The sequence below is a fragment of the Humibacter ginsengiterrae genome (assembly GCF_054780115.1).
Genome location: NZ_BAAGWY010000029.1, coordinates 1 through 13567, shown reverse-complemented (window position 1 = coordinate 13567; position 13567 = coordinate 1). Strand labels below are relative to the sequence as shown.

Sequence of the window (13567 nt, the reverse complement as noted above, 5' to 3'; positions counted from 1 at the left end):
GCTCGCCGCCTGGCAACACGCCACCAACGAAAACCAGCGGCAAGTCGACTGGCAGTTCACAACAGCCGACGCCCGCGTGAAACTCCGCCACCTATACCCATGCGTTTAGATGCGACGAGCTACTAGTCTCGCGTTGGGGTGGCGTCAGACGCGTTCGGGTGGCGGCTCGCGCGTTCGGGGTGGCGGCTCTCGCGTTGGGGGTGGCGTCCGCGTCGGGGTGGCGGCACTCGCGTCGGGACTGGGTGGCGTCCGCGTCGGGGTGGCGGCACTCGCGTCGGGACTGGGTGACGTCCGCGTCGCGGTGGCCGGCGTCCGCGTTCGGGCGGGCGCCGCCGCGGAGCCCAGCCGCCGCGGAGCCCAGCCGCCGCGGAGCGCAGCCGGCGGCGGCGCACGGCCGGGCGTCCGGTTAGGGTGGGTGGGTCGCGGATGTCGCTCCCGCGACGCGCGGTTCCCGCCTGTGGGTTCCGCGCCGGACCGTCTCGGAGTCTCCGCCATGCGCCTCAAGCTGACGCTCAATCGGCCCTCCGGCACACCCGCCGACATCGTCGTCACGGCGGATGCCGCAGCCAGCATCTCCGAGATCGCCACCGCGATCGCGCTGCTCGACCCGATGGGCGCGCAGGCACTGGCATCCGTTCCCTCGGCCGAAGCGGCGCCGCTGACACTGCGCGCCACGCTTCCCGGCCAGGCGGAGTCGGTGCCGCTCCCGCCGGATGTGCCGGTCGGCGAGGCCTGGATCGCCAGCGGTGCGGTGGTGCAGCTCGCGCCGGCCGACGTGCACTTCACGGCGAACGAAGCCGGCAGTCGCATCCAGGTTGCGACGCTCACCGTGCTGAGCGGCCCGGATGCCGGCAGCAGCTTCCCGCTGGCGCTCGGCACCACGGTGCTGGGGCGTGACCCCGGCTGCGACATCGTTCTGCACGACGGACTCGTCTCGAAGCGGCACGTCAGATTCGAGACATCCGATGCGGTCGAGGTCGTCGACCTCGGTAGCGCCAATGGAATCGTCGTCGACGGGGGCATCGTTCCGCGCTTGCGCATCAAGCGCGAGGAGGTGCTGGTCATCGGCGACTCCGAGGTGAAGGTCACGGTGACGCATCCGGATGCCTCCGGCATGGCACCGAAGGCAGGTCCGGTGTTCTTCAACCGCTCGCCCAAGGTCGAGGTGCGCTACGCCGGGCAGGAGTTCGCCGCACCGGAGCCTCCCGCTGAGCCCGAGCCGCAGCCGTTCCCGCTTCTGGCGATGATCGCGCCGCTGCTGGTCGGCGGCCTGATGTTCGCGTTCTCTCAGCAGATCACCTCGCTGCTGTTCATCCTGATGTCGCCGGTCATGATGATCGGGAATTCGCTCACCGAGAAGCGCAGGGGCAAGCGCCGCCTGAAGAAGTCGATCGCAGAGTTCGACGAACGGCTTGCCGGGCTCACGGAAGAGCTGGACGCGGAGCTCGCGAATGAGACGCGGCTGCGCACGAAGGAGTCCCCGTCCACCGATGACGCGCTGAACCAGGCGATACTCCGCGGGCCGTTGTTGTGGACGCGCCGGCCGGAGCACTGGTCGTTCCTCAACGTGCGGCTCGGCGTCGGACGCATGAAGAGCCGCAACACCATCAAGACGGGCGGCCGCGGCGAGATCCTCAAGGCCTACCAGGAGCGCCTCGACGACGTGGTGGCCTCGCACACGACGATCGACAACGTGCCCATTGTCGACGACCTCTACGACTCGGGCGCTCTCGGCATCGCCGGGTCTCCGCATCAGGCGATTGGCAGCCTCAACTCGATCATGGTGCAGCTCACATCGCTGCACTCTCCGGCGGAGCTCGCCGTCGCCGCGATCGTCTCGCCGAGGTGGTCGGCCGAGCTCGAGTGGCTCAAATGGATCCCGCACACCTCGAGCCCGCAGTCTCCGATCGGGGTTGGGCATCTCGCCGACAGCGCGTCGAGCGGGGCGACCCTGGTCTCGGCGCTCGAGGGCCTCATCGACTCCCGTCTTGCCTCGCGGCAGGTGCACCGCCGAGGTGCGATGAAGGCCGACGCCGCCAAGCTCGACCGCGGATCGGAGGTGGGCAAGGAGCAATCCGACCAGGGCACGCAGGCGCAGATCCCCGCCATGGTCGTCCTCATCTCCGATGATGCGTCGGTCGACCGGGCGCGCCTCGTTCAACTCGCCGAGCGCGCCGCGGATGCCGGCGTCTATCCCATCTGGATCGCGGACGATGTTCCCGCGCTGCCCGCCGTCTGCCGCACCTACCTCGAGCTGAGCGACGACCCTGGGAAGGGTCGCGTCGGCCTTGTGCGGCTCGGTGAGGTGATCGAGGATGTCGCGACGGAGACGGTCGACGGCGGGCGCGCGCTCGAGTTCGCCCGGCGGATGGCGGCGGTCATCGATGCGGGCGCCGTCACGGCGGACTCGAGCGACCTGCCGCGATCCATCTCGCTCGTCACGCTGCTCGGCCACGACCTGGTCGAGGCGAGCGAGGCGGTCGTGGATCGCTGGCGCCAGAACAACTCGGTGCACGACAGAAGCGGCGCGGCCCCGGCTCCCCGCCGTACCGGAACGTTGCGTGCCACCGTGGGATCCGCGGGCATCGATCCCATGCACCTCGATCTGCGCACGCAGGGCCCGCACGCGCTGGTCGGCGGCACCACCGGTGCCGGCAAGTCCGAGTTCCTGCAAGCGTGGGTGCTCGGCATGGCGGCCGAGTACAGCCCCGACCGGGTGACGTTCCTGTTCGTCGACTACAAGGGCGGATCCGCGTTCGCCGACTGCGTGCACCTGCCGCACTGCGTCGGCCTCGTCACCGACCTGAGCCCGCACCTGGTGCGCCGCGCCCTGACCAGCCTGCGGGCCGAGCTGCGGCACCGTGAGCACCTGCTCAATCGCAAGAAGGCGAAGGACCTGCTCGAGCTCGAGCGACGCGGCGACCCCGACAGTCCACCAGCCCTGGTGCTCGTGATCGACGAGTTCGCCGCCCTGGTCGGCGAGGTGCCCGAGTTCGTCGACGGTGTCGTCGACATCGCCCAGCGCGGTCGTTCCCTGGGCATCCACCTCATCATGGCGACGCAGCGCCCGGCCGGTGTGATCCGGGACAACCTGCGCGCGAACACGAACCTGCGCGTCGCGCTGCGCATGGCCGACGAGGCCGACTCCACCGACGTGGTGGGAACGAAGGATGCCGCCCATTTCGACCCCGGGATCCCCGGCAGAGGTGTGGCGAAGACCGGCCCAGGGCGGCTCACGCTCTTCCAGTCCGGTTACGCGGGAGGCTGGACCAGCAGGGAGCCGGAACGTGCGGGCATCGACGTCGCTGAGCTGCGATTCGGTGGCGAGGTGCGCTGGGAGGACCCGACAGCACCCGACCCCGACGCCGACCTGCGGCGCGACCCGGGCCCGACGGACCAGCAGCGGCTCGTCGCATCCATGATCGACGCGCAAGGCGTCGCAGGCATCCCCGCTCCTCGGCGGCCGTGGCTCGAGGAGCTGGCCCCCGCGTACGACCTCAGCCTGCTGCGGCAGCGCACCGACTCGGAACTTCTGCTCGGGGTCGCCGATGTGCCCGATCTGCAGGAGCAGGTGCCGATCTACTTCCAGCCCGACGTCGACGGCAACCTCGCCATTTACGGCACCGGCGGCTCGGGCAAGTCGACGGTGCTCCGCACACTGGCCTGTTCCGCAGCCATCACGCCGCGTGGCGGTCCCGTGCAGGTATACGCGCTCGACTTCGGTGCGGGCGCTCTTCGGATGCTCGATCAGCTGCCGCACGTGGGCGCGGTCGTCAAGGGCGACGACATCGAGCGAGTGGCGAGGCTGTTCCGCATGCTCCGCAAGGAACTGGATGACCGTTCCGTGCGTTTCGCGAACGCCAACGCATCCAACATCACCGAGTACCGCGCGCTCACCGCGCGACCGCAGGAGCCCCGCATCCTGCTCCTGATCGACGGGTTCCCGAGCTTCCGGGAGGACTTCGAGGCGGTGGGCAACCGGGCGCAGCTGTACGACATCTTCCGCGACATCCTCACCGACGGCCGCCAGCTCGGCATCCACACCGCCTTCACGGCCGACCGCGGCGGCGCCGTGCCGAGCTCCGTGTCGGCCAGCGTGCAGCGCAACGTCGTGCTGCGGCTCGCCGACGACGACGGTTACCGGATGCTCGACGCACCCCACGACGTGCTCTCCTCCACCTCGCCACCCGGCCGGGCGCTCGTGGACGGCTTGGAGACCCAGATCGCGGTGCTCGGCGGTTCCTCCGTCGTCTCCGAGCAGTCGGCCAAGGTCGCCAAGTTGGCGGAGGCCATGCAGCGAGCCGGCGTGACGCTGGCTCCGGAGGTCGGGTCGCTGCCCGTGGAATATCCGCAAGCCTCCCTCCCCGACCGGGTGGGCGAGAGCCCTGTTCTCGGCATCGGTGAGACCGATCTGGTGCCGATCGGATTCGACCCCGTCGGTGCGATGGTGTTGTCCGGTCCGCCTGCCAGCGGACGCACGACGGCGTTCATCGCGATGGCCCGCTCCCTGCGGCGTTTCGACCCATCGGCGCTCCTGTACTACATCGGCAATTCGCGGTCCGTCGCGTCGCGCGAACCCATCTGGGCGGAGGTCGCCACCACAGCGGAGGCGGCTGACGCGCTCGCATCCAAGGTGAGCGCCTCGGTGCGCGAGGAGGGCGGCACGCGCATCGCCGTCTTCATCGAGTCCATCGGCGACTTCTCGCAGTCCGCGGCGGACTCGGCGCTGACCGACCTCATCAAGGCCGTGAACCGCAGCGACCACTTCCTTCTCGCCGATGGCGATCAAAGCGGCTGGGCATCCGGCTGGGGGATGATCGGCGAGGCGAAGTCGAGCAGGCGCGGCCTCCTGCTGCAACCGGAGAGCACCGACGGCGACATCATCCTGAACACCCCGCTGCCGCGTGCGGCGCGCAACGAATTCCCGCCGGGGCGAGGCGTGTACGTCGCGAGGGGCGCCTTCGAACGAGTGCAGCTGCCGTTGCCGTGAGCATGGGGAGTTGTCCCCATGTCCCCGTGACCGATGGTGCCGTTAGCATCGGTTCAACGGCCCGCGGAACGGAAATCCGGCGGGATCGTAGGGAAGTGCTTCGCGGTCATCCTCTGCTCTCGTACGGGATGACCCGGGGTCTTATCGTGTCCTGCTCAGCAGGCGAAAAGGAATTAGGGGATATCCATGTCTTCTCGTGTTTTGTCGACGGAGGCCGCGAAGGCGGCGATCTCGCAGATTCAGACGATCATCAACGGCGGTCTCACCGACCAGATCAGTGCTCTGGACGCGCAGGGCAAGATCTTGTCCGAGCCGAACAACTGGGACGGGCCGCTGGCGGAGACGTTCCGCAACGACACCTGGCCGAGCACGAACACGGCGCTGAAGAACGCGATCCAGAAGCTGGACGAGCTTCACCGCGAGCTGAAGACGATCTCGACGAACATCTTCACCGCCGGCGGCGGTAACTGAGCTCGACGGGGTCGCTCGGCTCCAGAGGCGAACCGGGCCGGTCTGCGGACCGAGCCCGTTTCCCGTGATGTCGGTGAATTCGAGGATTTCGTAGGGGAGTAGGCGTCTGCCATGGCTGATCTGGGTGCATACAAGGAGAACGTGAAGTTCTCCGATTCGGATGCTCAGGCGTTGATCTCGGCGTGCAACACGGCTGCCGGCGTGATCGATGGCCAGAAGGGTTCGATGCAGTCCGCGCGCGCAAAGGGCGAGGAGCAGTTCAAGGGGTACTTCTCCACCTTGTTCGCATCGAACGGTGCGACACAGGTGAAGGATGCCGGTGAGCTGTCCACTGCCCTGCGCGCCGTGGCGACGCTCACCGGGGAGCTGCAGAAGGCCGCCGACGCTGAGCAGCAGCGCCGCGAGAAGGCGCGGAAGTGGGAAGAGGACCAGAAGCATCAGAGTGGGCTCAGCTCCGCGTGGGGCTGGGTCGAGCACAACGTGTTCGGCCAGAGCGACACGCCTCCGGTTGGCCCGCCCGCTCCGCCGCTCAACCCGGTGGCCGCCAAGCCCCCGGTCGGAACCCGGCAGACTCCTCACCCGGGGTCCGGCGGCGCCTCGTCGGGAACGTCTTCGGCGATTCCGGACAACCTCACGTCGTTCGCGAGCACCACGGGCACGAACGACACCGCGCTCACGACCCAGCATTCCGCCGTGCAGAAGGCCTACACGGCGTTCACCTCGTCGTGCGGCTGGGGGAGCCTGGATGCCAGCAGCGTTCTGACCGCGTTCCAGCAGTTCATCCAGGGCAACACCCAGGAAGCCACCTGGGCGAAGGTGGTTGCCGCGGCATTCGAGAAGGCCGGCGGTTCCGGCAGCGTGTGCACGCTGTCGAACGCCGCGATCTCCGCCGCACTGGCCGCCGCTCACGTGTCCGCAACGCGGCAGGACCTCACCATCAGCATGCCCACGGTCAAGGGCGGACTGGTGACGAGCGGCTACGCCGACGATCCGGTGAACACCGCGACCGGCAACTTCATCGAGCCCGAGACCGACCTCGCGTTCGACGGGGCCTGCAGCGCGCTCGTCTTCACACGCATGTACAACTCGGTCGATCCGACCCCTGGCGCCTTCGGCCCCGGCTGGTCGTCGTGGACCGAGAGCGGACTGCTCTTCGTCGAGGATGCCGCGCACTGGGTTCAGCCGGACGGCCGGCACGTGGTGTTCCCGCGTTCCGACGACGGGTGGGACAGGGCGACGGGATCGTCGTACTGGCTGGAGAGGATCGACGAAGGCTTCGTCGTGTCCGACAACGCCGGCGGCACCTGGATGTTCGCAGCATCCGGTCGCCTCGCGTCATTCGCGCGTGGTGCGGGCACCCGGGTGGACCTGATGCGCGACGGGGACGGGCGGCTGATCGGCCTCGTGCATGAGCGGGCGCGGTCGATCTCGATCGAGTGGGACGACCGCCGTGTGTCCGCGATCGAGGGGTCCGATGGACGACGCGTCGCTTACGCCTACGACGACGCGGGTCGACTGACCTCGATGTCCGGGCCCTCCGGTACGCGTCAGTACCTCTGGGGCGAGGAGTCGGGTCTCATCGAGCAGGTGATCGACGCCGACGGCGTCATTCTTCTCGTGAACGGCTACGACGAGGCGGGCCGGGTCGCTTGGCAGCGATCGTCGTTCGGTCGCACGAGCCGGTACACCTACCTGCCCGGCGGTGTGACCGAGGTCGCCGACACTAACGGGGAACGGGCGAACACCTGGATCGCGGACGGTCTCGCGCGTCTGGTCGGTGTGATCGATTCCGACGGGAACCGGCAATCGTACGTCTGGGACTCATATGGCGACATGGTGGAGGCAACAGACCGCCTCGGCCAGAAGACCGTTCGCGAGTACGACGACCGCGGGCGGCTGATCCATCAAGTCACCCCCGACGGGGTGGACCTGCAGTACGGGTATGACGACAGGGACCGAGTGCTCACGGTCGTCGTCGGCGCCGCCGACGGAAGCACGGCGGATGCCGTGACCAGTTACGAGTACGAGGGCGACGACAGGAGTCCGTCGGTCATCCTCGATCCCGCCGGCGGTCGCAGCGTCATGGTCTGGGAGAACGGCCTGCTGTCCCAGGTGACGGATCCGACCGGTGTGGTGCTCCGGTTCGGCTATGACGAGCACGGCGACCTCATCTCGACGACGAACGCGGTCGGAGATGTGGCCCGGCTCGAGCGCGACCTCGCGGGTCGAGTGATCGCGGCGGTCACGCCGTCCGGGCATCGCACCACCTATTCGTACGACGACGCTGGTGTGCTGGTAAGCCGGCGGGATGCGGATGGCGGCGTGTGGCGGTTCGAGCACACCGCGGCCGGCAGGCTCGCGGCCGTGGTGGCGCCCGATGGCGGCCGTACGGAAATCGAGTACGGTCCGACAGGGGAAGAGACGCGAAGCATCGACCCGCTCGGCCGCGCTATCACGCGCACGGTGGACGACCTCGGAAATCTGGCCTCGGTGCAGTTGCCCGACGGTTCGGTCTGGTCGTACTCGCACGACTCGCTCTCCCGGCTGATCGAGACAGTCGACCCGACGGGTGGGGTCTGGTCCAACCGGTACGACGCCGACGGCGAGCTCGTCGGAACGACCGATCCGACGGGAGTGACTCGAACGGTCGTCATGGACGCCGAGAACAACTCGGTGACCGTTGACGATGGACTGTTCGCCTCTACTCTGCGCCTGGATGCGCTGGGCCGGCCGCAGGCCGTGGCCTCCGGAGACGACGACTCGCACACGTTCGTCTACGATGCCTGCGGACGAGTGGTGGAGATCCTCGATCCGGAGGGTGCTCTCACCCTGATCCAGCGGGATGCAGCAGGTCGCCCGACGGAAGTCACGGATCCGACAGGCCTGAAGACCAGGTACACGTACGACGTGTGCGGCCGCCTGGTCGAGGAGATCGCGCCAGATGGCGGGGTCACGAGGCGCGAGTACGACGCCGACTCGTTCCTGGCGCGCCAGACCCTTCCGAACGGCGACGCCGCCTGGGCCAAGTACGACGAGTGCGGCCGGCTGGTCCAGGTGCACCAGCCGGGGTCCGGAACGGCGACCTACCGGTACGACAAGTGCGGTCGAATCGTCTCCGCCGCCGACACCTGGTGGGGGACGCGTCGCTTCTCCTACGACCAGGCCGGGCAGTTGGTCGCCGTGACGAACGGACTCGGCGGCGTCACCCGCTACGAATACGACGAGAACGGCCGTCTCGTGCGGATCATCGATCCCGCCGGTGGTGAGATCAGGCACGAATGGGACGGGATGAACCGCCTCGTTGCGCAGGCCGACCCCCTCGGCCGCGTGACCACCGCCGGATACAATGCGGCCGGACGTCAGATGTGGCAGCAGTCGCCTGACGGGCGACGGATCTCCTTCGAGTACGACGCATCGGGCCGGAATGTGGCGCTCAGCGTCGACGGCGCCGTGATCAGCACGGTCGCTCGCGACCTTCCGAACCGCACCCAGACCATCCAGGACCTCACGGGTGACTCACCCGTGACACACGTCATGGAGTGGGATCGCGCGGCCCGCCTGGTGCGCGACAGCCGTATCGGCGCCGACGGTCGGGCCAGGGGGATGTCCTGGACCTACGACGCCGCAGGCCGCCGTACCTCCATGGTCGACGCCTTCGGTCGCGTCACGCAGTACCACTACGACCTGGCCGGGCGACTCGACCGTGTCGAGCATCCCGGGCTCGGCATCGTCACGCTCGGATACGACAGCGCAGGCCAGCTCGTCACGGCGCGGACCACAGATCCGTCCGGCGATGTCACGGACCAGGTATGGGAGTGGGTCGACGGATACACGGCAGCACACACCATCACCGGGCCGGAGGGCTCGAACCTCACGGTGATCCACCGCGACGAGGAGGGCCGGATAGCGCGCATCACGCGCGACGGCGTGTCGACCGACTACGGCTACGACCTGGCCGAGCAGCTCACCGAGGCGATCACCGAGGGGAACCGCCAGAGCTGGTCGTTCGACCTGAACGGACGCCTGGTGCAGCGCACCGACGATGAGGTCACGGAGACGTACGGCTACGACCCCGCCGGTCAGCTGATCACCGAGCATCACGATGACGGCACCACGACGACGCACACGTATGACCTCGATGGTCACCGTACCCGCACCATCCATTCGGACGGCGCCGTACGTGATTACGAATGGACTGCAACAGGATGGCTGAACCGCGTCGTCGACAAGTCGACCGGCGGTAGGGCGAACACGGTTCCGCTGCACAGCGACGCACTCGGGCGACTGACCGCCGCCGGCACGAGCACGCTCTGGTGGGACACGGCCGCGCCGGTCCCCACTCTGGCGGGCATCGACCACACGGCGGTCCTGCCGCTCGGCGCGGTGACGGGCATCGGAAGCCAATGGATGTCTCCCGGCTGGCGCGCGAACAGGGCAGACACGGCGGATCCCTGGCGCGTCGATCCCGTGCTGCGAGTGGCTGGCGGCCTCGGCCTCACCGCGACGGGAACCCTCACCCTAGGGGCCCTCACCGGGTCCAACCCTCTCGAGTGGCTCGGAGCGCGCCCCTACGATCCTGCCACCCATGCGTTCCTGGCCACCGACCCGGTGGCGCCCGTTCTGGGCGCAGGCTGGGCAGCGAACCCGTACAGCTACGCGGGGAACAACCCGCTCGCGTTCAGCGACCCGACGGGTCTGCATCCGCTCACGGATGCTGAGCTGAAGCAGCAGACCCAGGGGTGGCTTTCCAAGGCCTGGAACGCCACGACCAACTGGGTGAGCCACAACTGGGAATACATCGTCGCAGGCGTCGCCATCGCGGGGGGCATCGCCCTCATGTGCACCGGCGTCGGCGGGCCACTCGGGGTGGCGCTGCTGGCGGGCTCCGGTGCCCTCATCAGCGGCGGCACGTCGATCGCCATCCAGAAGGCCACAACGGGCAAGGTGGATTGGGCGACCGTGGGTGAGGATGCTGCGGTCGGCGCCCTCGGAGGCGCCGTCGGGGCCGGAGTCGCCGAGGGTCTGACCGTGGCTTCGACGTCGCTGAGCGGGGCTGCGGCCGCGGACGGCGCCAGTCTTCTGACGAAAGCCGGTGCCACCGTTCTGAAACCGGCACTCGTGCAGTCGGCGCTCAGCGGCGGCTCCAGCGGTGCCGCCATGAACACCCTGGCCTACGGCTTCAAGACGGACTTCCACGGCAGCGCCTCCGGCTACCTCGCGAACGCGGGAATCGGCTTCGGAACAGGCGCGGCGACCTCGGTGGTCACCGATTCCGTCGGCGACAAGGTGAAGGATCTGGTCGGCTCGCATGTTCACATGCCGCAGCATGCGGCGGGCGTGGGTCGCCATGCCCTCCCGCAGAGCGCAGTCGTATCGTCGTCGATCAGCAGACACGTCGTCGGAGCAGTGGGAACGACCGCGAACGACATGGCGGTCAACGGCATCGACCCCGCGAGCAATGCGAAGGCGGCAGCCACTGGTCTGCTCATGCCCAACGTCATGCCGGGCGTCAGTCACGTGCCCGCACACGCCGCTCCGTGAACGCATCCGTGCCACTGAGCGCCGTGTCGAAGCGACCAGGCGGGCGGTAGCCTGGTGGGGCGGCCAGGTGGGGAAGGAAACCGAACGACGACCAGGAAGAAGACGATCGGCACGGTCGTGCTCCTCGTCGCGTTGGCCCTGATGGTGCTGTTCCTCGGGTACACCTTCGCGTCGCCGTGGCTGGAGCAGGTCGACCAGAAGTGGGTGAAGTGCGAGGTCTATTCGTCCTCGCCGACGCGCACCGGCACCAGGGTCACGGGTTACACGGTGAAACTCGCCACGAGTTGTGGCCAGGTCTGGTACAACAAGGGGGTCCGAGCCGACAACGTGAAGGAAGCGGCACGCCAGTTCGCGCCGCACACTGACTACGACTTCCGATTCGGCTGGCTTTCGCGTGTCTACTTGAGTCTCGGTTCTTCCGGAGCCACGGCCGAATCCTGGCGCAAAGCGCCATAGACTCGCGTTTCGAGTCGCCTCCGGCGACACGCATGGCGGGCGGTCGACGTGTATCCGCCGAGAGGGAGATGAATGAACCAGGCCACGGCTCTCCTCATCAGCTTTCTGCTGCCGATTGTGGTGTTGTTCCTCGTGACCGCGGTCGTCTCGAGCCTCGTTCGACGGGCGCCGTCTACGGCGACGTGGAAGGCGACTCGTGCCGGCGTGTTGTTCGTGGTGTGCTCCCGACGCTGGCAGCGCGTTCTGGTGCGCACCGTGGGCATCGCCGCGATCGTGATCGGATGCTTCCTCCTTCTCGTCGCGCTGACCGCACCGGGTGAGTCCCCAACGCCGGGTATGGGCATCGCGGCCGTGGTCATGGCGGTCGTGGGCATCCTCTTCGTCTGGCTGGCGCACGGCATGGCGAGGTCACGTTTGGAGGTGACGTCGGACACGGTCTGGGTGTTTCGCGGAGTGGGGGCACCTCGTGCGGTCGCGGTCGGCGACATCGCCGCGCTCAAGCCTCTGGCCTCGAACAACTACGGCGGGGTGGTGGCGCGTTCGGCGACGAAGCGGCTGTTCCATGCGTCCCGCATCCTGCTGGGCTACCCGCAGCTGATCGAATTCCTGCGCGCCCGCCGACCGGATCTGCAGATCCCCGACGCGTCCTGGCCGCTCTGACGAGCCCGCCGTACGCCGTCACCGTGGCCGCCGTTCCGCTGGCCGCTACGTCGTAGCCGGCGCTCCGGTGACTGCTACGTCGGGGCCGGCGTTCCGCTGACCGGTACGTCGTAGCCGGCGTTCCGCTGACCGCGACGTAAGCGCCGGAACCTCGGCCGCTTTGCGCGGCCCCCTACGCCAACGCCGGGATGACCTCCCGCTCGAACAGCTCCCACCCGGAGGTGTCGTACGCGAGCTCCGGGAAGTAGTGGATGCTGTACCCGAGCCCGTGCTCGGCCCGCTTCCGCAGTCGCTCCACGACCTGTTCCGGTGTGCCGAAGCCGTCTGAGCCGAGGTATTCCTGCTCGATGCGCGCCGTGCGCTCGTCACCGAGGTGGGGACGAAGCCGGGCGAGCACGGCATCCAGCCGGTCCCTGGCCTCCTGCTCGGTCTCGGCGATGATCGTGTTGAAGTTCGACGAGCGGGTGATCGCGCCGAAGTCGCGCCCCAGCGTCTCGCAGTGCTCGGCAAGCACCTGCGACTTGTGGTCGAACTCGTCGAGCGAGCCGGTGAAGTTGGTGTAGTCCGCGTACTGCGCCGCGATCTTCAGCGTGACCTTCTCGCCGCCGCCGGCGATCCAGATCGGGATGCCGCCGCTCTGCAGCGGCGTCGGCTGCACGATCGCGCCGCCCACCTGGTAGTACCGCCCGTCGAGGGTCGCGGTGCCGGTCGTCCACGCCTGCTTCATGATGTCGACGCCCTCGCGGAGCATCCGGAGCCGGTCGGGGACCTCGGGGAATCCGTAGCCGTATGCGCGCCACTCGTGCTCGTACCAGCCGCCGCCGATGCCCATCTCGATGCGTCCGCCCGAGACGTGGTCGACGGTCGCCGCGACCTTGGCCAGGTACGTCGGGTTGCGATACCCCATGCACGTGCACATCTGTCCGAGACGGATGCGCTCGGTCGACGCGCCGAACGCCGACATCAGTGTCCACGCTTCGTGTGTCGCCTCTTCGCTCGGCACGGGAGTGGTGTGGAAATGGTCGTACACCCAAAGGGATTCCCAAGGGCCCGCGTCGGCCTTCTGCGCGAGACCGCGCATGGTGGGCCACTGCTCGGCCGAATCGATGTCGACGAGGTCGAATCGCCAGCCCTGAGGGAGAAACGTTCCAAATCGCATGCTGTTCACGTTAGCGACCGGTGCGCGCCATCGTGCTGCCGCCCCCGCTGCCGCTCCCGCTGCCGCCCCCGCTGCCGGTGCCGCTCCCGCTGCCGCGCACCCCGCTCACCGATGGTGACACTAGGTGTATGCGCCGACCCTAGGTGCACTGCGGCTGGTCCCAGCGCATACACCTAGTAGCGTGTCGCGTCTAATGTAGTGGGTATGGCTGGTTGGCTGTTCTCGATTGATACTTGATCGGGAGGAGGCCGTGGCATGCCCAGGCCGAAGGAATTCGTTGTCACGTTGAG

The 13567-nt window shown here is 68.3% G+C and carries 6 protein-coding genes; 5 read left to right on the top strand and 1 reads right to left on the bottom strand.

The genetic code is table 11. The annotated features are described in order from the left end of the window. Window positions 1-493: 493 nt before the first annotated feature. From ACYVII_RS18915 to ACYVII_RS18895, 5 genes are all read left to right on the top strand, one after another. Window positions 494-4990 (top strand): FtsK/SpoIIIE domain-containing protein, encoded by a 4497-nt coding sequence (locus tag ACYVII_RS18915; protein WP_460537895.1) that lies wholly within the window; start codon window positions 494-496, stop codon window positions 4988-4990. Window positions 4991-5176: 186 nt separating this feature from the next. Next, window positions 5177-5461: a pyrophosphorylase gene (locus tag ACYVII_RS18910; protein WP_423354985.1), complete on the top strand. Its 285-nt coding sequence runs from the start codon at window positions 5177-5179 to the stop codon at window positions 5459-5461. A 111-nt stretch (window positions 5462-5572) separates the two neighbouring features. Continuing rightward, the gene (locus tag ACYVII_RS18905) at window positions 5573-11002 is read left to right on the top strand and encodes a DUF6531 domain-containing protein (RefSeq protein WP_460537894.1); all 5430 of its coding nucleotides are present in this window, start codon (window positions 5573-5575) and stop codon (window positions 11000-11002) included. Between the two features lie 54 nt (window positions 11003-11056). After that, window positions 11057-11458 (top strand): hypothetical protein, encoded by a 402-nt coding sequence (locus ACYVII_RS18900; protein ID WP_460537893.1) that lies wholly within the window; start codon window positions 11057-11059, stop codon window positions 11456-11458. Between the two features lie 72 nt (window positions 11459-11530). After that, window positions 11531-12118: a hypothetical protein gene (locus tag ACYVII_RS18895; protein WP_460537892.1), complete on the top strand. Its 588-nt coding sequence runs from the start codon at window positions 11531-11533 to the stop codon at window positions 12116-12118. Window positions 12119-12290: 172 nt separating this feature from the next. Here the strand turns inward: ACYVII_RS18895 and ACYVII_RS18890 are convergent, their stop codons facing one another. Continuing rightward, complete coding sequence (locus ACYVII_RS18890; RefSeq protein WP_460537891.1) at window positions 12291-13277, bottom strand: LLM class F420-dependent oxidoreductase; 987 nt, start codon at window positions 13275-13277, stop codon at window positions 12291-12293. Window positions 13278-13567: the final 290 nt, after the last annotated feature.

Excerpts from the sequence above, each read along its gene's own strand:
- ACYVII_RS18910 (WP_423354985.1), top strand. The coding sequence starts at position 5,177 with ATGTCTTCTCGTGTTTTGTCGACGGAGGCCGCGAAGGCGGCGATCTCG.
- ACYVII_RS18905 (WP_460537894.1), top strand. The coding sequence starts at position 5,573 with ATGGCTGATCTGGGTGCATACAAGGAGAACGTGAAGTTCTCCGATTCG.
- ACYVII_RS18915 (WP_460537895.1), top strand. The coding sequence starts at position 494 with ATGCGCCTCAAGCTGACGCTCAATCGGCCCTCCGGCACACCCGCCGAC.
- ACYVII_RS18895 (WP_460537892.1), top strand. The coding sequence starts at position 11,531 with ATGAACCAGGCCACGGCTCTCCTCATCAGCTTTCTGCTGCCGATTGTG.
- ACYVII_RS18890 (WP_460537891.1), bottom strand. The coding sequence starts at position 13,277 with ATGCGATTTGGAACGTTTCTCCCTCAGGGCTGGCGATTCGACCTCGTC.